Genomic DNA, 20,283 nt, shown 5'->3' with positions numbered 1-20,283 from the left:
CCCCCAGCTACTTTGATTGGCTCGTGCCATCCTTGCTGATAACTGATGATACTGTCAAAAAACCCTAGCCAATTTGCTATTTTTGCCATGAAGCTACTTAGCATCAAAGCGTCAAACCCCATGAGCAGCAAGTCCAACACGATGGCAACCATCATGATGGTATCGTAGGCTAACTGCCAACGACTGGGTTTGGCAGGGTGGGCAGCGAGCGGTTGGCTAATATTCGAGCTTGGCATTGGATTGGGCTTTGGGTCTAAATTAGCAGTTGGCATAAAAAAGTGCTCAAAATGGGGTCAATACCGCAAAAAATGTGAGTGAGGACAAGGCAGGCAAGTCATACCTTGCATGGCTTACCTGAGATTTTAACTAGTAGGGTCACTAGTGATATGTTACTAGTCATGTGCCGTTAGGGATGACGGGTAAAATCATCGAGCATGGCTTGGATACGTTGGTCTTTTTGCTGCCACAAGCCATCAAGCCAACGGTACATATCTATTTTGGTTTGTTCATCCTGTTGGTATTTGCCATCCATGAGCCGCTGTAGCAAGTCATCTGGCAATGCAATTTTTTGAATATCCACCCCGATGCGTTTGATATTACCTTTCCATAAATCCTGATAGGTAGGAACACCGTCAGGATACACAATCGTCATGTCGAGCACCGCGTCTAGATCATCACCCAACGCACCCAATGCAAGTGCAATGCCGCCCGCTTTGGGTTTTAGCAAATGTTGATAGGGCGATTGTTGCAAGTCATGTTTTTTTTGGGTAAACCGCGTGCCTTCGATAAAATTAAGTAAGGTAAAAGGTTTGTCGAGTAAGTTTTGACAAGCGCGTTTGGCTTCGATGATATCGCGGTCTTCTAGCGCTGGATTTTTAGCAATCGCTGTTTTCGAGTAGCGTTTCATCATCGGAAAGTCTAAAAAATAAAAGGCTTGCCCTACAATTGGGATATACAGTAGCTCGTATTTGGCAAAAAACCGCGTTAATGGTAGTCGGTTTTCACTGATATATTGAATGACAGTCGTATCAACCCAAGATTGGTGATTGCTCAGCAAAATATATTTGCCATTGACCGACAAGTCATCAGGCAGGTTGATGCGAAAATCAATATCGGGCAGGATATTTTCAATCAAACGATTGTTGGTGTTAATCCAGTGATTGGCTATTTTTAACACGGATTTATCTGCCAATGTATGACCCGTCAATGTTTTTACTGCGCCCATCGCCCAAAGCGGTAGACTAAACAGCACTGAATTGCCGGTAATGGTGCCTGCCGCCACCGCTAAGCTAGCGTTTTGCGCCAAAGGTGGTGACTTTTTACGCAGTTTGTTTAAGGTATTTTTGAGCAATGAGGGTTTATGATTATTTGTCATATCTGGCTTCCACAACGCTTGTTTGGATGAAATATAAGAAAAAAATACTTAGCTTCATTCACTTAGTTTCATTCACTTAGCTTCATTAATTGTAAAAATAAGTGTTAGTTTAGCAAACGTCAAAAATGTTCACTAATAAATTTTTTATACCTTAGCACGCACAAATTTTGTGGGGCTTTTGATTGTATGCCACCCAACCTGGGAAGTTGACTGACAAAAATTTTTGTTAAAAATTAATGGGTTATTTCATAAACCTTGAGTCAAAGGTTAATTATCTATCATGGGTTTAAAAAATCACAGGCTATTTAATATATAAAAATAAATAATATAAATAATGGAATGGTTGAAAATACTTTGTAACAAATTATGCCATCCTACAACATCCTTAAGACAAATCATTACATATAAAGAAAAAGTTTGTTGCATAATGAGCTCAATCACAAAGCGACTGAGTTTACCTAACCGATTGGTTTACCGATATCATGGTTTATCTGGCAGCTCAGGTAAAAATAACAAGTTGATGTGTGGCAATTATAACTAGAGGAATTCAAAGGAGATTAATTATGCGTACTAAATTATTAGCAGCTACTTTAGCATCAGGTGTTATCTTAACGGGTTGTGCAACAACGCCCACAGCGACAGGCACAACAACGACAGGTATCACGAACAATAAAGCGCTTATTGGTGGTCTATTAGGGGCAGCCGCAGGGGCGGGTATTTCAAAAGCAACAGGCGGTGAAAGAACCGGTCGTGATGCGGCAATCGGTGGCGTACTAGGTGCTGGTGTTGGTTACTACATGCAACAACAAGAAGCAAAACTTCGTGCACAAACCGCAGGTTCTGGCGTAACGGTAACGCGTGACCCAGTGACTAACAACATTAACTTGTCTATCCCAGAAGCGGTAACTTTCCGCGTTGGTGATTCTACTATTCTACCTAACTTCTATAATACGTTAGACAAAGTTGCTACCACACTACGTGACTATAACCAAACTAACATTCAAGTAAATGGTTATGCGTCAGTAGAGGGTGATGCAAGTAGAAACCAAGCATTATCACAACGCCGTGCATCAGCAGTCGCTAATTACTTAGTCAATCGTGGCGTCTCTGGTAACCGTATCAGCGCTATTGGTCGCGGTGAAACAACACAATTTGGCTCAAGCTATGAACCAAACCGCCGTGTAGAGATGACTATCCTTGCACCGCAATCGGTTAACTAATCAAACTACAGGCTAGATGATATTTACATCGGCTCATTGATTAAAGAAGCACCTTTTTAAGGTGCTTTTTGTTTAAGGAACTTTTTATTTTAGGTGCTTGTTATTGGTTCAAAAAATAAAAACGGACCATGAGCGGCGTTATAAAATACTGACCACAATGTTATTGCCATTGTCTAAGGCGTCATTATAAAACGCCACTAACTCATTATATGAAGCCAGCAATTCTTTATCCAAGTTTTCCTTTTTGTCTTGCCAAATATTGGGTGGGAAAATGGCTTGCTCACGTAGTGACTTCATCGAGACTTTTTCTAAGCGTTTTTTAAAGTTAATTTGTTCTAGTGCATCAACGATTTCGACAATATGTGCCCACGGCGTAAAAGCAATAAAATCGGCATCTTCACTGTCACTAAAAGTTTCCACACCTACCACAAACTCGCTGACAGGCTCATCAGGTACAGGTTGGGTGGCGCTGTGTTTGGTTAACACAAAATGGATAATGTCCCACAGTTTGCCCAAATCTACCAATTGCACTTGAGGCTGCTCACTCATGCTTTCAAGTAACGCGGTTCGCGCTGTATCAGTGGCATTTTGCAGTTGCTCGAGCAGGGCGTTATCGACCATCAAATATTGTGCGATCATACAATTTCCTAGTTATAAAGTAGCGAGATATTAGCGTAGTGGGATATGACAGTCCTATCACTTTATGTTAAGACGAAGACCACAAGCGAAGATAGTATAACCCATACAGCAAGCGATTTTGACGATGTATTCACTTGAATTGAACCGACTTATTCAGCTGACTTATTGGGCTGATTTATTTAACCGACTTAACTTTAACCAATTAGGCCTGCTGACATATTGATTAATGAGGCTAAAATTGCAGTATTAAAGAAAAATGACAACACACAATGGATGGTACCAATGATCCGACTTTGCTGGGTATTGAAGGCGACGTCCGCTGTTTGACCAGATGTGCCAATAATGTAGGAAAAATATAAAAAATCCCAGTAAGCGGGGTCATCATCATTAGGAAAATCTAGCATTTCTGCGTTTTTTTCTTCTTTAAGCAAGAAATACTCGTGGGTGTAATGAATAGCAAACATGGTATGAATAAACAGCCAGGCCGTCAAAATCGTCATGGCGGTGAGCGCGATATGAAACAGCATCAAAGCGCCTTTGGCGTCCTTGCTCGCGCCCAACTCTACGACAATCGCCAGCATACTGACAATGGCTGTGACAAAAACCAAAATCAGCATTAACACCGTGCCTTCGTCTTCAGCATGGGCTTTATCCAAAATTGCATTTTGATCGGCTTTATACATCATCCGAAAAATAGCCAGTAAATACACCCAAAGTCCGATATTCCAAGCCAGCAAAAATTGCGTCACAAATTTCAATTTATCGTAGGCTACCGCCAACGTCCAATCTTTGGGCAATAGACCAACCAGCGTCGATAACCCAAAATACACTACAACCATCGTGGCAAACCCTAACAGTAGACGAGGGCGGCTTTGAAAAAAACGATAGATGTAACCAATCATGGCTGTTTCCTCATAGCGGTTTACTTATGGCTGTCTACTCATCGCTGTTTGCGTCGGCTTGTTGGGCGCTTTGATTGTGGCGATTTAGGCGTTAACAGGCGAGGTTTTTTGCGCGATTGTGGCGTTGTGGTTGCTGCGGATAAAGGTTGGACACCCAGTCGCTTTAAATCGGCAGGTGATAGCGGTATTTGTATGGATGCGCCAACCTCTAAATTCCCCAAGCTAAAGCCACTCGATGCCATGCGAATCAGCCGCAAACAGGGCAGTCCCACATGGGCAGCCATGCGACGTACTTGACGATTTTTACCTTCAAAAATAGTAATGGCGAGCCACGTGGTGACTTTGCGTTTGGCAATTTTGTCAGGCGCTTGCCAAATATGCTCGGCAATTTGTGCTTCGCTCAGCCTTACAACTTCTGCAGGTAAGGTGATACCGTCTTTGAGTGCTATCCCTGTTTTTAGTTGTTGTAACTGGGCATCGCTTGCATCGCCTTCCACCTGTATCCAGTAGGTTTTGCCTTGTTTTTTGCCTGCATTGGCTTTGGGTGGATGGGTCAAGGCTTTATTAACCTGCCCATCAGCGGTTAGCAGTAGCAATCCTTCGGAAGTGGCATCTAATCGCCCCGCCACGCGTAGGCTTTTGTCACTAAAATAATCGCTGAGCGTCGCAAAATTGTTATTGTCATCGCTGCGAAATTGGCTAAGTACGCCATAAGGTTTGTTAAATAAAATCAGTGTCGGCATGGTAGAGGATGACAAGTGAGTGAAAAAAAGCTTAAAGCGCATCGAGCAGTTGGCTGCTAAGTTGTTCAGTGTAAACGCTAAACTTGGTTATTGCAATTTGGCTATTGCAATAAAGTCACCGTTATAAACCATACCGCCCGACGCCATACATATTTTGCAAAATTGTGCCAAATTGTGCCAGATTGTGTAAAAGGATAAGCCCGTATTTTTGGGTAAAAACAAGGTATAATAATCCGTTCATACAACTACAATAATACTAACATATGTCCTATCACTATCAATTCACCACTGAGTTTGACTGGCACTTACAGACACAGTGGCAGACGCCTGATACGCCCTTTATGCACTTTGATTTTTGGCAAGCGCTGATAGATGCAAAGCTGATTGGTGGGCGCAGCGATTGGTGGGTGCAGTATGCGCAGATTGTCGATGACAGTGCTCAACTGATTGCCGTGATGCCCGTGTTTATCAAAAAGCATCACCAAGGCGAATATGTGTTTGATTTTAGCTGGGCAGAAGCCTTTGAGCGCTATGGTAGAAATTATTATCCAAGATTGGTGACAAGCGTGCCCTTTACACCCGTCACCGGCGAGCGGATTTGGGTGGCACAAGGTAAGTCATTAACCGCGCCACTGTATCAGACCTTACTACAAGCGATTGATGAATTGGCAAGTCGCTATCAAGCATCCACTTGGCACGGACTGTTTTTCTCCCCAAAAGATGTCCAAGCCTTGCACAATATGCCCAATCTTTGCGAGCGGCTAAGCTGTCAGTTTTTATGGCAAAATCGCAATCTACAAGATAAAAAATGCGCCAATTTTGATGAGTTTTTGGCAACATTGACTGCCAAAAAACGCAAGTCAATTAAGGTGGAACGCCAAAAGGTACTCAAACAAAATCTAAGTTGTCAGGTTAAACTCGGTGACAATATCACCGAGGCGGATTGGGCAGTTTTTTATCAATGCTATGCCATGACCTATCTGGTCAGAGGGCGGCAGCCGTATTTGAATTTAGCATTTTTTAAGCAGCTTGGGCAGACTATGGCAGACAAGCTGATGCTCGCTCAAGCGTATAACGCGCACGGTGATATCGTGGCTTGTAGTTTGTTTTTTTTCGATGACGATGCCGCTATCAGCACGTTATATGGTCGCTATTGGGGCTGCCTAGAAGAATATGATTGTTTACATTTTGAGCTGTGTTATTACCAAGGCATTGAATTTGCTATCAAGCAAGGCTTACGTTACTTTGACCCTGGTACCCAAGGGGAGCACAAGTTGATTCGCGGCTTTTATCCAGTGTTGACCCATTCGCTACACCGTGTCTACGACAAGGTGTTTGCCCCTGCCATTGCCCAGTTTTGCCAAGACGAACAGCACGCTATATTGGCGTACCAAGCCGATGCGATGACTGCATTACCTTTTAATGACACCTATAAAAGCCAATTTTTTGGCGACGTTGCCGCGCAAGGCACAATACCCGATAATGAGTTTTTGAAAAAATAATGATAAATGTTGGTCTAAACCTAAACCTGGCTGGCGCGCATTTGAGCGCAGCACACAAACAGCAGATACCGCCGAAACTTATCTCTTGGCTGACGTCAACAGGGTCGCTCACCGCCAAATTTGAAGCCTTATCTCAGCATAAACTCATCGTACAGCCGACGTTTGAAGGGCGGCAAACCTTGTCCCTGAGCGAAAAGCGCCAACTGCAGTTACCGCTTGGAGGGAGCCAATCGGCATGGGTGCGCGAAGCCTTATTATTTGGCAAGCCTAATCAAGATGCGTGGGTGGTGGCGCGGTCAGTATTTCCGTTTGCTAGCCTCATTGGTAATGCGCGAAAATTGGCAAATCTGGGCACAACACCGATTGGCTATATATTGTTTCGTCGGCATGGCGCCACAATGACCAATCGCTGGATTGATGTGACAGCGCAAGGTTGGCGGCGTACCACCCTTTACCAGTGGCAGGGCAGGCATTTTTTGATTAGTGAGACTTTTTTACCGGCATTTGAAAATAGCCTTATGGGTGAAGAAGAAAACGGCATGATTTATGTCAGCATTGACAAAGGGGAAGAAAGAGTACAAAAACCACTGGTTGCTGTGCGCTAGTATTTAAATAGTTAGCCAAAAAAAGACAGTTAGGGTAACTGTCTTTTTTTATGAAAATTTTTTGGATGGCGCGTTGTATTAATGAGTTTTTCAAACCAATATCAGTTAGGTCAGTAGCCGACGACAAGTAATAGGACAAATTCAGCCAAATGGCTGGATTATTCACTAAAAAAAACCAAACCATGCTAAACTAAGCAATATTTTTCGGTTTTATCCGCCCATTTTTTGACTCACTTAAAAGGAAATTGCCATGTTTAAAAATGTCACTATTCACCAGTTTGACGCTGAACTTGCCCAAGCGATGGACAATGAAGCCAAACGTCAAGAAGACCATATTGAACTGATTGCTTCAGAAAACTACTGTTCACCAGCGGTGATGGAAGCGCAAGGTAGCCAATTGACCAATAAATACGCCGAAGGCTATCCAGGCAAACGTTATTACGGTGGCTGTGAGTATGTTGACGTTGTTGAGCAATTAGCGATTGACCGTGCCAAAGAATTGTTTGGCGCAGATTATGCTAACGTACAGCCACACGCCGGTAGCCAAGCCAACAGCGCGGTATTTTTGGCCTTATTAAAAGCGGGTGACACGGTACTTGGCATGAGCCTTGCTGATGGCGGACACTTGACGCATGGTGCGCATGTAAACTTCTCTGGCATCAACTATAAAGCCGTACAATATGGCTTAAACAAAGAAACGGGCCTCATCGACTATGATGAAGTCGAACGCCTAGCCAAAGAACATCAACCCAAAATGATTATCGCGGGTTTTTCTGCTTATAGCCAAGTGGTTGATTGGCAAAAATTCCGTGACATCGCAGACAGCGTTGGCGCATACTTGATGGTTGATATGGCGCACGTAGCAGGACTGGTTGCCGCAGGTGTTTATCCAAGCCCTGTGCAAATCGCTGACGTTACTACCACCACCACCCACAAAACCCTACGCGGTCCACGTTCCGGCTTAATCTTGGCAAAAGCCAACCCAGAGATTGAGAAAAAACTCAACTCTGCCGTGTTCCCTGGCAACCAAGGTGGTCCATTGATGCACGCGATTGCGGGTAAAGCGGTGTGTTTTAAAGAAGCGTTAAGCGAAGATTTCAAAACTTACCAGCAACAAGTGGTTAAAAACGCTAAAGCCATGGCAGACGTCATCATGTCGCGCGGTTATGACATCGTCTCGGGCGGCACAGAAAATCACTTAATGCTGATTAGCTTAATCAAACAAGAAATCACCGGTAAAGAAGCGGATAAATGGTTGGGCGATGCCCACATCACCGTCAACAAAAACGCGGTACCAAATGACCCTAAATCACCGTTTGTGACGTCTGGGGTGCGTATTGGTACGCCCGCAGTCACTACCCGTGGGTTTGGTGAAGCAGAAGTAAGAGAATTGGCTGGCTGGATTTGTGATGTGCTCGATAGCCGCGGTGATGAAAAAGTTATCGGCGAAGTACGTGAAAAAGTCCAAGCAATTTGCGCCAAACACCCAGTGTACGAGCAAACAGCTTAATCATTGGCTATCAAAAAACCGCCTAAGTCGTGACTCTAGGCGGTTTTTTTATGGCTAACATTCATGGATTGAGATGGCTCAAATGCGACGCTTTGAACTTGTTATCTTACCCACTAGATTTTAAGCTAGGCAAAGCGCGATTTACCAATACCAAAGCGTGATAAGAATTTTTTGACTTTATTACCAAAACTACGCGTTTCAACATCAGTGACCGCATCAACGACATGTCGCGCTTGTAATTTTGGTTGATTGACTAAGGTTTCGTGATAATCATAAGCGCGCTGAATACTGATTTCGAGTAACAACAAATTACTGGGGCGCGGTAGGTAGCGATAGACTTGCCCTTTATTGATCAAGTCGATTAAGGTGTGGCTATCGTTGAGTGAGGTGAGTACCAATACCGCTAAATCTGGAAAGCTTTGTTTTAATGCATAGATTACGGGTGAAATATTCTCGCCACCCAAGGACACATCGGTGATTGCCACGCCAAAACGGTCGTTTTCTAGTAGCTCAATCGCTTTTTCTAATGAATTTGCCCAGTGAGTTTCAAACTGGGTGAATTTTTGCTGCATCTGTAAATATACCATCTCGCTGTCATCGATCACCAACACTTTGCGTTTGGCGATGGTTGGCTGAGCGACCTGCAGATTTTCTTTGAATACATCTTTGGTTTGCAGCGCGATTTGGGTGGCTTGATTGACGATATTTTTAAGCTCATCCGTCTGCCAAGGTTTGGTGATATAGCGAAAAATCTCCCCTTCATTGATGGAGTCAATTACCGCAGTTAAGTCTGCATAGCCGGTCAATAAGATACGGATGGTATGGGGTGATACGTCTTTGATATCTTTTAGTACTTCGACACCCAGTTTTTTTGGCATGCGTTGGTCGCTAATCACCACTTGGACCTCGTTATTTTGCACATAGCTTAGTAGCTCATCGGGCTCGGTGGTGGTAAACACATCATGGGTGGCGCGAAAATGCATTTTTAGGCTGCGTAGAATGCGGTCTTCATCATCGATAAAGGCAATCTTAGGTTTGGTTACGGTCGTTATCATGGTCATGTCACTTAGGTACGTTGACTAAAATCAAGGTTGACTACAATTAAGGTTGACCACAATCAAGTGTGGCTCGTGTATGGCTGAGCAGATTGCCTGTCAGCCATCGGTTATCTAACATTAGCATTAGCTTTCTTCTGCGATTAAAAGCTTGGGTGATTGCTCGCTGCTAATCGCTGTTTTAGGCAATCTGATGGTAAATGTCGTGCCTTCGCCAAGTTGTGATTGCACATGAATATCGCCGTTATGCTGCTGCATGATTTGGGTCGAAATGGCAAGACCCAGTCCCGTACCTTCGCCTGCCGCTTTGGTGGTAAAAAATGGTTCAAAAATCTTGGCTTGGGTCTCAGCGCTCATCCCAGTACCGTTGTCCGCCACGCTGATATACACATTAGCGCCGTCTTCGGTGCTAGTAATGTGTAATGTAGGGTGCTGAGTTTGCCCCATCGCTTGTGCTGCGTTATTAAATAGATTTAGCAGCACTTGGTTAATCTGGGATGGGTTACAACTAACCGGTTCGATAGCAGTTAACTCAGTTATCACCTCTAAATGCTTGATATTGTTACGGGCAATGACTAGGGAGTTTTTGATACAGTCGTTGATATCGACGGCTTTGATTTTGGCTTGGTCGATGCGAGAAAAATCACGTAAATTGACGACCAATTCTGAGATTTGACTAACCCCAAATTTGGCATCATCCACCAATCCATGCAAATCATCACTCACCGCATCGGCGACCAATTCATCACTGCAAGCAATGGTTTGTTCAATCGTTTGATTGATGGTTGCTGTATCAGTCGGCGACGCTTGCATCAGCTGTTTGAGCTGCTGGGTATGGTCAATCAATTCGTCATAACGTACGATATTTTCATCAATCAACTCTAAGTTACTACCCACATAGCCCAATGGCGTGTTCACTTCATGGGCAACACCTGCGACCATTTGACCGATGGTTGCCATTTTCTCTGATTGTACTAACTGCACTTGAGAGGCTTTTAAATCTTTTAATGCTTGGTGTAAGTTTTCGGTACGCTCTGCCACTTGCTGCTCTAAGCGTTCATTGACTTGTGCTAATGCGCCTTCGTTCTCGACCACCCGATCAACCAGCTGGTTCATCGAGTCAGTAATCACGCCAATTTCTTGAATGTTTGCCGGTGGCAATTTGTGCTCACGCAGTGACAGATATTTTTTTTGTGCAATCAACTGACCGATTTCACGGACGTTACGAGCGACTTGGTGCAGCGGTACCGCCAAAATACGGTGGAAAATATAACCACTTAATAGCAGTACCGGTAAGAAACCCAATAACATATACCATTGCAGCTGTTTACCTAACTGATTGGCAAATAACATCAGTTCTTGATTGGGTTTGACGATGACCATTTTCCAATTGGTCATCGGCATGGCAAAAATAAACGCTGTGGAAGGGGTTTTGAGCAATAAATCGTTGTCTAAGCTGACTTGTTCGACAAAATGGGTAGCATTGAGATTTTCATTTTGCCCGCTTTGGGTCATTAGCATGGCTGAAATGATGCGTGCTTCTGAGGGAGAGATTTTTTGTAGGTTGGTACTACTCACTAGCGTATTGGTCGTAAAATCAAATTTACCACCATCTAGTTTTTGCGCTTGTTTGATGATGTTGTCATTGATGTTGTCTAAGCTTTTGGCAATGGGGGCAAAATCAGGGTTTTTCTTGGCAAAACTATTGACATCAATCATCTCGCCTTGCGGGTTACTAGCAGTCACTTGTTTGACTTGGGCTTCATTGGGGAAGGTCAAAAAGTTGTTGTTCATGTCGACCAAAAACACATAACCGCCTGTTTTGCGTTGCCATTCTTTGACCATCGACTGCATACGCCCGAGCAGCACATCAAAACTCACCACCCCTTCAAAGCCATTGTTTTGGGCATTGAAAATCGCTTTGGCACAGGTCATGACGGGTTGTTTGGTGGTCGGGTGAATATAAGCACGGCTCCACACACAGTGATCATGATTGGCATATACGGCGGGCACATACCACCAATCACGGTAATAGGGCATGGCAAGCTGTGGTTGGGTTTTTTGGTCGGCCACCCGGTTTGCGGTAAGTTTGGCTGGTGCTTGATAGCCAGGATTGATGGTTTGATATTGACTGGCAGACTGCATGACACCCTGCATATCGCGTTGCCAAACAAACGCGGCTTCATCGACGTTAGGTTTGTACATCAAGGGGTCGTACCACACACCGCCACCGACAATGCCTTTATCCATATTTGCCATTAAATTACCAACACTGGTGTTGATGATATCGGCATTCTTGGGCAAACTGCCGGTCATACGGCTCGCTGTCACTGCCATGCCATCAATTTGACTCACACGCGACAAAATACCATTCACCGCCTCATTGCCAGTTTCAATGATAGTCTGAGAGGTCAGTTTGGCGACGTTAGGCTTGGCTTGTTGGTCAATAATCCAATACACCATCGCCAAAAACACCAAAAAAACGAGCAATAATACGCATAGCAAACGTGTGGTAAGGTTGGAAAAATTCATCATTGTCACTTATCTGTTGGCAAATTGATTGGCTAATTAAATGACCTATTGCATCGCTTAGCCCCAAGTAAAAAAGCTTACAAACTCTAACAGCAGCCGTTAACGCAAAATAAAAACGATGGTTTATATCAATTTCCCAAATTGCGTCATCCTATTGAGAAAATCGATAAACCATCGTCCGTCGGTGACGGTAGTGTAGTCAGGTTATATGACAAAATGATGAATTATACCGATGAAAGGTAATGGGGCAATCCATAGCAATTTTTAAATCACATTTGGCTAAATTATTAAACTTAAGTTGTATAAAAAGTAGGATGAAATGCAGAAAATGTTACGAATTCATTGTGTGATAGGATGATGTGATAGGGAGGACATGAAAAAAGCCCTGAATGCTGTTGAGCGCTTTTCCATGGCTAATAGTTAATGGTGAATGGTTACCGTGTAAACTAACGCTACATTAATGAGATGCTTTATCGTGCTCTGTCAAACGATTAGCTGCTTTATTTATAGCCACTCGTGGTATGGATTAATTCGTGCAATCCTTTATTAGATAGCGCAATAAATGGCTCACTGGGCTTAATGCGGCTTTCCATTTGAAACAATTGGTTATTCATATTGGTATCCAAATATTTACTAGAGTAACGGTTTTAAAAATGCCCATCGCTTTGCGATAACATCGGCCAAATAAAGCTAAAGCGTTCCTGCCCAGGTGTGCCATATAGACCAATGTTAATGCCCCCTCTAGCGCCAATTCACCGACTGACTAGTTTTGGCAAGTGGGTTAGGGGCATTGGGGTATCACTGGTTATAAAAGCTAAAACTTGCGCAGACTGTGCAACAGCGGATGATGGATTGCCAACTTGAGCAGGCGTATTAGAGACTAAGCGCTAGTGTTAATGTATTGTCTGTCGCTGATTGAGAAGCGTCAATGCAATCAGCGGTGATTTTAGCGGCAGCGGATGGCATATTGTCAACAGGTATACCAGAAAAAAACGGCAATTGTGAAAACAACCACTCGCTCAATGGCGCTAAATCTTTGATGGGTAACACCAATAAATCTTGCGATAAATAGCCGCTTTCCGTCTCACTACGAGCGGTATAAATAGTTGCCGTATTGTGTTTGCTACTAATTAACTTTTGAACACTTTCAGCATGACGCAAATCATGATTGACCATGAATAAATCAATTTGCTGATTGTTCGCTGATACCCATTCAAGGTCTGCTTCGAGTCTAAGCAAGAGGCGTAGATAGCCTTTTAGCATCACTTGGTCGCCAGGCTTGATACCAACCAAAGCAATCCGCATCACTTTTTTTAGACGATCTGAGGCAGACGTGACATTCATTGAGTAAACTCTCCAACAGCTAGCGAATTAATCTTTTACACGACTAATACGCCATCAAGCATCCCTGCAATAAATTATCGTAACCCTTGGTGAAATGGGTACGTTAAGTAGCTATTATTATTGCAATTTTTGATGAGAGTAGCAAATAGATGTCGTCTAAAACTAGCGGACTATCTAGCGGGCTATAAAGTTGAGATTTTAGCAACATTCCTATGATTAAGGTAGGTTACATATCTATTATTTATGCCTTTCATACCAATTCTGACAGGACAAAAAAAACAATATAAAACTAAAAATCGGTTTTATCCTTAGATTAATGTTATTTAGGCGCAAAAAATTGGTTTAACGACAATTTTTAGTAGGCGCGGTGACTTTCACAGTGACTTGTACATTTGCCAGTGCAAATAGCGATTGCACTTGCTTTTGGGCATTATCATTGGCAGTTTGTAAAATGCCAGAGCGGCAAGCGGATGTCAGCACTTGGTTTTTGCCAGCCACTTGCGCTTGGTTAAATATTTGCGGGTCGGCTTGCACCATGCCAAATACCCCTGTTTGAATATCATACACTTCAATGTTATCTAAATAACTATCCAAAATCTGCGCAGCGGGCAAGGTGATACTGACATGGCTACCATCTGGGGTCACTTGTACATCAGTGGGTTTTAATTGATTTAAGTCAATCCCCGCGGTCACCCGCCCATGAGCGACAAAAAGCCCCTTTTGTTGATCTTGCCACAGAGCGTACCAATTGCCTTCTTTTTGGCTGGTGATAACGGTATCGACATTATATGCCACGGTTTGTAGTCGATTGAGGCTTTGAATCTTAGTGACCACCCCTTCACGGGTTAATACCTCAACTTTTTTAGGCACATTTGCTTGTTGCCACTGCAAAAATAACCAACCTGCCACCGCAATCACAGCCAGTAAAAATAAACTCACCCAAAAAGAAACAGGCTTTTTGTTGCCCGATGCGGGCGGTTCTGGCAAGTTCGTAGTCGGTTTTGCCTGAGACGATGGCGTGGAAGATGAAGTGGGGAGTTGGGTCATGTATCCATTCCTAATCGTTTATTTAATAGTGGATACTATTTTGTATGGTTATGACTTGCTATAATTTCAATGTAGCTAGTTTAAATAGCCAATGGGTAGGACCAAATTGTCATAATTATTGTCATAATTTCCAAAAATGCTAAAACCAAAAATGCTAAGTCCAAAAATACGGCATCGACTTGGCAAAAATTAAAAAAACTATTGCACCACCCAGTGGCATAAAATAAGATAATCGGTTTAACAAATAGTCTATCCATTCTCGTTTTTCTTATTTCAAGCCGTACAAACAAGGTGTGCCATGCGAGCCAGTCAATTTACTTTTGCAACGTTAAAAGAAACCCCAAGTGATGCCGATATCATCTCTAGTCAATTAATGCTCCGTGCAGGGATGATTCGTAAATCTGCGTCGGGTCTCTACACGTGGCTACCGATGGGTCTAAAAACCTTACAAAAAGTCAAAAAAATCATCCGTGAAGAGATGGATGCCATCAACTGCCAAGAGCTGCTAATGCCTGTGGTGCAGTCGGCCGAGCTTTGGCAAGAATCAGGTCGCTGGGAAGCCTATGGTCCTGAGCTGCTGCGGTTTAAAGACCGTCACCAACGTGATTTTGTGTTAGGTCCAACGCATGAAGAAGTGATTACCGATATCGCGCGTAACTTGCTAAAAAGCTATAAACAGCTCCCTGTAAGCTACTACCAAGTACAAACCAAATTTCGTGACGAAATTCGCCCACGCTTTGGGGTGATGCGTTCACGTGAATTTATCATGAAAGATGCCTATTCATTTCATATCGACCAGCCCTCACTACAGCGCACCTATGATGATATGTACCGCGCTTATCATAATATCTTTACCCGTCTTGGGTTAGACTTTCGTGCGGTGCAAGCCGATACTGGCTCGATTGGTGGCTTTGCGTCGCATGAGTTTCAAGTCCTAGCTGGCAGTGGTGAAGATGACATTGTATTTTCAGACAGCTCAGCTTATGCAGCCAATATCGAACTGGCTGAGGCAGTCACTTTGGGTGAACGTGCTGCCCCAACGCAGGACAAAGCCGATGTCAGTACTCCCAGTATGCCAACCTGTGAGCAAGTGGCTCAGCATTTAGGTTTGCCATTGTCACAGACGGTCAAAACTTTAATTGTCGAAGGTGAACCTACTGAAGAAGGTAAAGTTCCCTTAGTCGCGTTAGTGTTACGGGGCGATCATACCCTAAATGAAATCAAAGCCGAAAAATTGGCGCAAGTCAAAGCTCCACTCACCATGGCGAGCGAAGAGGCGATGCAAGCAGCTGGGCTGCACAAAGGGTTTATCGGGGTGTTTGATTTGAACATGCCAGTGATTGTAGATCGTGCTGCTGCGGTGTTATCAGATTTTGTTAGCGGTGCCAACAAGCCAGATTTTCATACCACGGGCGTCAACTGGGAGCGTGATGCGACCATCACCGAAATTGCCGATATTCGCAATGTGGTAGAAGGCGACCCAAGCCCAGATGGACAAGGTACTTTACAAATTCGCCGCGGTATCGAAGTCGGTCATATCTTCCAATTAGGTGACAAGTACGCCAAAGCGTTAAACTGTGCGGTGATGGGCGAGCAAGGCAAACCTGTCATTACTATGATGGGCTGTTATGGTATCGGCGTGACCCGTATCGTCGCTGCCGCAATTGAACAAAATCACGATGACAATGGTATCATTTGGAAAACCAGTAGCACAGGTGAGAGCCTTGCGCCATTCACTGTGGCGATTGTGCCGATGATTAAAGGCAAAATGAAAGAGGCTCTAGACCCAGCGAAAGGGGACAAAGCAATGCAACTTGCCGAAGCGCTTTACACTGAGCTAAAAGCCCAAGGTGTTGATGTGCTACTTGATGACCGAGACGAGCGTGCGGGGGTAAAATTCGCCGATCTAGAGCTCGTTGGCATTCCCCATCGTATCGTTATCTCAGAGAAAAATATCAGTGAAACAGGCGAGGTGAAATATGAATATGTCAATCGCCAAGACGGTGAAAAACAGTTGCTCACTGCCGCGCAATTAAACCAACTGTTTAAAGACAATCAATTGATTGGCTAACAGAGCAACTTACCGCTACAAACGATTAGGTTTGATAGATGATTTGAGTCGAACATTTACACGTTTTGTATGGTGTGGAAAAACTGACAGTGCTAAGATGGGCTGTCAGTTTTTTCTGTTTATCGCTTCATTAAATAGAGTAAGGAAAGTCATGCAATACAAACAACTTACCGCCAGTGTATTTGCCCTGTTGATGGGTGGGGCGATACTGGGACAAAGTTACCAAACCGCCATTGCAGCATCGACGAGCGTCGGACAGATCAATAACGAGCAGCGGCAAGTGACTCGGCAAGTCGCAGCGTTGTTGGATCGTAGTCATTATCTAGATAAAAAAATGGATGCTGCAACGGGCAAGCAAATTTTAGGCGACTACTTTGATGCGCTTGACCCCAATCATAGCGTGTTTTTGCAGTCAGATATTGATGAATTTACCCAAAAATATGGCAATAGTTTTGCCGATTATCTCAAACGCGGTGATTTAAAAGCGGGTTTTGAAATCTATCAGCGTTTTATTGAGCGCTCAAAAGCGTATTACAGCTTTGCCGATAGCTTGTTAAAATCCCCTGTGAGCTTACAGAGCAATGAAACGGTCATTATGAACCGTGAAAAATTGCCACGTTTTAAAACCGTTGCCGAGCAACGCGATTTTTGGCGCAAACAGCTGACCTACCAGCTGATTGGTATGACCATCAATCAAGATGAAGACAAAAACAAAGACAAGTTTTTGCAAGAAAATGCCGATAAATACAACGCCAGTGATTTAGTCAAAAACGAAACACGCTCACCAAGCCAAGTGCTGGCCCAGCGTTTAAAGCGCCAATATGCGCAGCTACAGCGTATCGATAGCGACCAAATCGTTGAAACCCTGTTAAATGCAGCGATGGCAGCCTATGACCCGCACAGTAATTATTTTGCCCCCGTGCAAGCCAATGAGATGCAAATCCAATCGACGCTTGAATTGGTCGGTATCGGCGTTTCTATTCAGCCCGATCGCAAAAATCCTGATTATACCCGTATTATCAGCTTAGTTGATGGCGGGCCTGCCGCTCGTTCGGGTCAAATCAAACCCAATGACTTAATCATCGGCGTATCGACTGAAGATAAAGGCATGGTCGATACTGTCGGTTATTCGACACGTGAAGTGGTGAACCTCATTCGCGGTAAAAAAGGTTCATCCGTCACCGTGCGTGTCAAAGCGCCTAATACCCCAGACAGTAGCGCGCGTAATGTCACCCTCATACGTGATGTGATTCAGCAAGAAGAATCGGGCGTCAATCATCGGGTAATTAGTGTCAAAGATAAAAACGGACAAGCCAAAAAAATCGGTGTGCTAGAAATCCCAAGTTTTTATCTCAACTATAAAGCCCGTCGTGCGGGAGAAGATTATCGTAGTGTCAGCATTGATACGGAAAACGCGTTAAAAGCCTTAAACCAGCAAAATATCGATGGCTTGGTGGTAGACCTGCGTGATGACCCTGGTGGCTCACTCGATGAAGTCGCCAAAATGATTGGCTTGTTCGTCAAGTCAGGTCCGCTGGTACAGATTCGTGATAACCGCGGCAATATCCAAGTGTATGAAGACGAAGACAAAGGTAAGCAGCTGTATACAGGCCCGATGACTGTACTCATTAACCAAGGCTCGGCGTCAGCCAGCGAGATTTTTGCAGCAGCGATTCAAGATTATGGTCGCGGTCTGATTGTCGGCAGCACGACCACAGGTAAAGGCTCAGCACAAATTCAGCTTGATAACCTTGCCTTAGGATCAGCAACCTTAACCCAGCGTAAGTTCTACCGTATCACTGGCGGCAGTACCCAAAATAAAGGCGTGGTGCCCGATGTGCGCTTAGTCAATATCTATGAAGGCATGGAATTTGGTGAACGTAGCATGAAAAACCCACTGGCATGGGATACGATTCGTGCCGCCCCGTACCAACCTGCGGGCAACTATTCCCGTGAGACCTTGCAATCGCTCAATACCTTGTCACAGCAGCGTCAAGCAGCCAATGCCCAGTTTGCTTATCTAAGCCAACTCAACAGAATCCGTAATGAGGAAGATGATAAGAAACCTGTCAAATTGGACATCAATGACCGCCGTACTTTCCGCAAAAACATTGAGGCGAAAACCTTGGCAGCAGAAAATGCGAGACGCCAAGCCAATGGGGAAAGCCCTTATAGCACGTGGACAGCGTACCAAGCTGCGCAAGATGCAGAGTTAGAAGCCCGTAGCCATATGAAACAAGCCGAACGTCCAAAGCTGCCCGAAAGTGAAGCTTTTGTCATTGAAGCGGCTAATGTGATGCTTGATGCACAGACAGCCAACACCCAGCGCCCTTAATGCCAAAATGCGTGTAAGCAAAAGCTTACATGCATTGACGTTTGTACCACTGTTACTGAATATTAAATTTTGTAATAATACATTCAACGGCACAAGGATGGTTCTCAAGGATTGAGATAGGGACAGAATTGCCAATAAAGGAATGGTTTATCGTAGTATTAAGGAATGATGCTTGATAAACAGGTGGAGTGAGACTTAGGATGAGTCAAGAAATTCACTACCGGTTAGTAAGGATCTTAAGGATGAGGTCAGTGATGCTAGGATAGCAGGTAAAAAAGCCATATCAGAGGATATGGCTTTTTTACTTTGGAGGGAGTGTTAGTCTAGTTTAGACTAAAAGCGATAGTCGTGACGAGTTGACCAATCGTCGATTTCTTTTTCTACAACGTCTTGGGTACGACCATAACGCTCTTGAATTTTACCTGATAGCTTTTGGCGGCTACCTGCGACTTGGGTGATTTCATCATCAGTTAAGTCACCCCAAGTTTCTTTCACAGCGCCTTTAACTTGTTCCCATTGACCTTTAATTGTATTCTCATTCATGAGTAGTATCCTTTTTTGTAATTAGTTAGATTATTTATCATTAAAAATATATACCCAATGATAAATCGTTATTGCTTATTCGTTATTGGCTATTGGGTATATGACTAGTATGCCAAAATCTAGCGCACAGTATGTGGTAGAAACTATAGTAAAGCATCAAAAAACGTAACAAAATCAATGATTTTGTAAATAACCTCAAGCGTTTCTTACACCCCGTAAAATTATTTCATAGAGTAAAATTTTGCACAAAAAAAGAAGGCTATAATCATAGCCTTCGATTTAATTTTCGCTAATGACTTAGTGGTGATGACCGCCTGCACCGTGTACATGGCCATGTTGCAACTCTTCATCTGATGCGTCACGAATGCTTGCCACTTCCACATCAAAATGAAGTTTTTTGCCTGCTAAAGGATGGTTAGCATCAACAATCACTTTGTCATCTTGTACATCTTTCACAGTGACTAACATCACATGACCGTCTTCAGTTTGTGATTGGAACTGCATACCTGGTTGGATATCTTCCACACCTTGGAAGTTTTCGCGTGGGACTTCTTGTACCGCCGCATCATCAAATTCGCCATAGGCGTCTGCAGGTTCAATGCTTGCAGTGAATTTATCACCCACTGATTTGCCCGCCAATTGTGACTCAAGACCTGGAATAATGTTTTGGTAGCCATGTAAGTACGCTAAAGGTTGACCTTCTGGTGATTGGTCAATGACGTTACCTTCGTCGTCTTTTAAGGTGTAGTGAAAATGTACAACGTTGTTATTATTGATAGTAGACATCGCTAAAATTCCTTATGAATCAATGAATGGATGGGCAAATCGCTTTTTTGGCACAATAAATTAAAAATTGCTAG

General features: G+C 43.7%; 16 protein-coding genes and 1 pseudogene. 6 read left to right on the top strand and 11 right to left on the bottom strand.

What is annotated here, in order from left to right:
* Together RT143_RS00810 and RT143_RS00805 are read right to left on the bottom strand one after the other, a co-directional pair.
* Nucleotides 1-272: pseudogene (locus RT143_RS00810) on the bottom strand (hypothetical protein); the annotation flags it as partial.
* 134 nt (nucleotides 273-406) lie between these two features.
* On the bottom strand, nucleotides 407-1,375 hold the full coding sequence (locus tag RT143_RS00805; protein WP_313090457.1) for an acyltransferase: 969 nt from the start codon (nucleotides 1,373-1,375) through the stop codon (nucleotides 407-409).
* A 563-nt stretch (nucleotides 1,376-1,938) separates the two neighbouring features.
* Between RT143_RS00805 and RT143_RS00800 the strand changes: the two genes are divergently transcribed.
* Nucleotides 1,939-2,595: an OmpA family protein gene (locus RT143_RS00800; RefSeq protein WP_313090455.1), complete on the top strand. Its 657-nt coding sequence runs from the start codon at nucleotides 1,939-1,941 to the stop codon at nucleotides 2,593-2,595.
* Between the two features lie 138 nt (nucleotides 2,596-2,733).
* Here RT143_RS00800 and RT143_RS00795 read toward each other — a convergent pair whose 3' ends face one another.
* From RT143_RS00795 to RT143_RS00785, 3 genes are all read right to left on the bottom strand, one after another.
* The gene (locus RT143_RS00795; RefSeq protein WP_313090453.1) at nucleotides 2,734-3,234 is read right to left on the bottom strand and encodes a YfbM family protein; all 501 of its coding nucleotides are present in this window, start codon (nucleotides 3,232-3,234) and stop codon (nucleotides 2,734-2,736) included.
* A gap of 194 nt (nucleotides 3,235-3,428) precedes the next feature.
* Nucleotides 3,429-4,136 (bottom strand): DUF1345 domain-containing protein, encoded by a 708-nt coding sequence (locus RT143_RS00790; RefSeq protein WP_313090451.1) that lies wholly within the window; start codon nucleotides 4,134-4,136, stop codon nucleotides 3,429-3,431.
* A gap of 38 nt (nucleotides 4,137-4,174) precedes the next feature.
* The gene (locus RT143_RS00785; protein WP_313090449.1) at nucleotides 4,175-4,879 is read right to left on the bottom strand and encodes a pseudouridine synthase; all 705 of its coding nucleotides are present in this window, start codon (nucleotides 4,877-4,879) and stop codon (nucleotides 4,175-4,177) included.
* A 263-nt stretch (nucleotides 4,880-5,142) separates the two neighbouring features.
* Between RT143_RS00785 and RT143_RS00780 the strand changes: the two genes are divergently transcribed.
* The 3 genes from RT143_RS00780 to glyA all read left to right on the top strand — a co-directional run bounded on the left by RT143_RS00780 (nucleotide 5,143) and on the right by glyA (nucleotide 8,496).
* The gene (locus RT143_RS00780) at nucleotides 5,143-6,381 is read left to right on the top strand and encodes a GNAT family N-acetyltransferase (RefSeq protein WP_313090447.1); all 1,239 of its coding nucleotides are present in this window, start codon (nucleotides 5,143-5,145) and stop codon (nucleotides 6,379-6,381) included.
* On the top strand, nucleotides 6,381-6,986 hold the full coding sequence (locus RT143_RS00775) for a chorismate--pyruvate lyase family protein (RefSeq protein ID WP_313090446.1): 606 nt from the start codon (nucleotides 6,381-6,383) through the stop codon (nucleotides 6,984-6,986). The genes RT143_RS00780 and RT143_RS00775 overlap by 1 nt, the downstream gene beginning before the upstream one ends.
* A 250-nt stretch (nucleotides 6,987-7,236) precedes the next feature.
* Nucleotides 7,237-8,496, top strand: a complete 1,260-nt coding sequence (gene glyA / locus RT143_RS00770) for a serine hydroxymethyltransferase (protein WP_313090444.1) — start codon at nucleotides 7,237-7,239, stop codon at nucleotides 8,494-8,496.
* 125 nt (nucleotides 8,497-8,621) lie between these two features.
* On the opposite strand, the gene RT143_RS00765 is transcribed toward glyA, so the two are convergent.
* The 4 genes from RT143_RS00765 to RT143_RS00750 all read right to left on the bottom strand — a co-directional run bounded on the left by RT143_RS00765 (nucleotide 8,622) and on the right by RT143_RS00750 (nucleotide 14,474).
* Nucleotides 8,622-9,551 carry a response regulator gene (locus tag RT143_RS00765; RefSeq protein ID WP_313090442.1) on the bottom strand — a complete coding sequence of 310 codons (930 nt, stop codon included), beginning with the start codon at nucleotides 9,549-9,551 and terminating at the stop codon, nucleotides 8,622-8,624.
* A 126-nt stretch (nucleotides 9,552-9,677) separates the two neighbouring features.
* Nucleotides 9,678-12,083: a sensor histidine kinase gene (locus tag RT143_RS00760; protein ID WP_313090440.1), complete on the bottom strand. Its 2,406-nt coding sequence runs from the start codon at nucleotides 12,081-12,083 to the stop codon at nucleotides 9,678-9,680.
* Between the two features lie 873 nt (nucleotides 12,084-12,956).
* Nucleotides 12,957-13,427, bottom strand: a complete 471-nt coding sequence (locus tag RT143_RS00755) for a hypothetical protein (protein WP_313090438.1) — start codon at nucleotides 13,425-13,427, stop codon at nucleotides 12,957-12,959.
* Nucleotides 13,428-13,769: 342 nt separating this feature from the next.
* Nucleotides 13,770-14,474, bottom strand: a complete 705-nt coding sequence (locus RT143_RS00750) for a DUF4230 domain-containing protein (RefSeq protein ID WP_313090435.1) — start codon at nucleotides 14,472-14,474, stop codon at nucleotides 13,770-13,772.
* Between the two features lie 298 nt (nucleotides 14,475-14,772).
* Between RT143_RS00750 and RT143_RS00745 the strand changes: the two genes are divergently transcribed.
* Both RT143_RS00745 and RT143_RS00740 read left to right on the top strand, forming a co-directional pair.
* Nucleotides 14,773-16,545 carry a proline--tRNA ligase gene (locus tag RT143_RS00745; RefSeq protein WP_313090434.1) on the top strand — a complete coding sequence of 591 codons (1,773 nt, stop codon included), beginning with the start codon at nucleotides 14,773-14,775 and terminating at the stop codon, nucleotides 16,543-16,545.
* 151 nt (nucleotides 16,546-16,696) lie between these two features.
* On the top strand, nucleotides 16,697-18,880 hold the full coding sequence (locus RT143_RS00740) for a carboxy terminal-processing peptidase (RefSeq protein WP_313090432.1): 2,184 nt from the start codon (nucleotides 16,697-16,699) through the stop codon (nucleotides 18,878-18,880).
* Nucleotides 18,881-19,213: 333 nt separating this feature from the next.
* On the opposite strand, the gene RT143_RS00735 is transcribed toward RT143_RS00740, so the two are convergent.
* Together RT143_RS00735 and RT143_RS00730 are read right to left on the bottom strand one after the other, a co-directional pair.
* The gene (locus RT143_RS00735) at nucleotides 19,214-19,423 is read right to left on the bottom strand and encodes a CsbD family protein (protein WP_099833435.1); all 210 of its coding nucleotides are present in this window, start codon (nucleotides 19,421-19,423) and stop codon (nucleotides 19,214-19,216) included.
* Between the two features lie 297 nt (nucleotides 19,424-19,720).
* Nucleotides 19,721-20,209: an FKBP-type peptidyl-prolyl cis-trans isomerase gene (locus RT143_RS00730; RefSeq protein ID WP_065262943.1), complete on the bottom strand. Its 489-nt coding sequence runs from the start codon at nucleotides 20,207-20,209 to the stop codon at nucleotides 19,721-19,723.
* Nucleotides 20,210-20,283: the final 74 nt, after the last annotated feature.

Source organism: Moraxella sp. CTOTU48268, from assembly GCF_032069585.1.
Taxonomy (GTDB): domain Bacteria; phylum Pseudomonadota; class Gammaproteobacteria; order Pseudomonadales; family Moraxellaceae; genus Faucicola; species Faucicola cinerea.
Note: the sequence above shows the minus strand (reverse complement) of the source record. Positions and strands in the feature narration are given on the sequence as shown.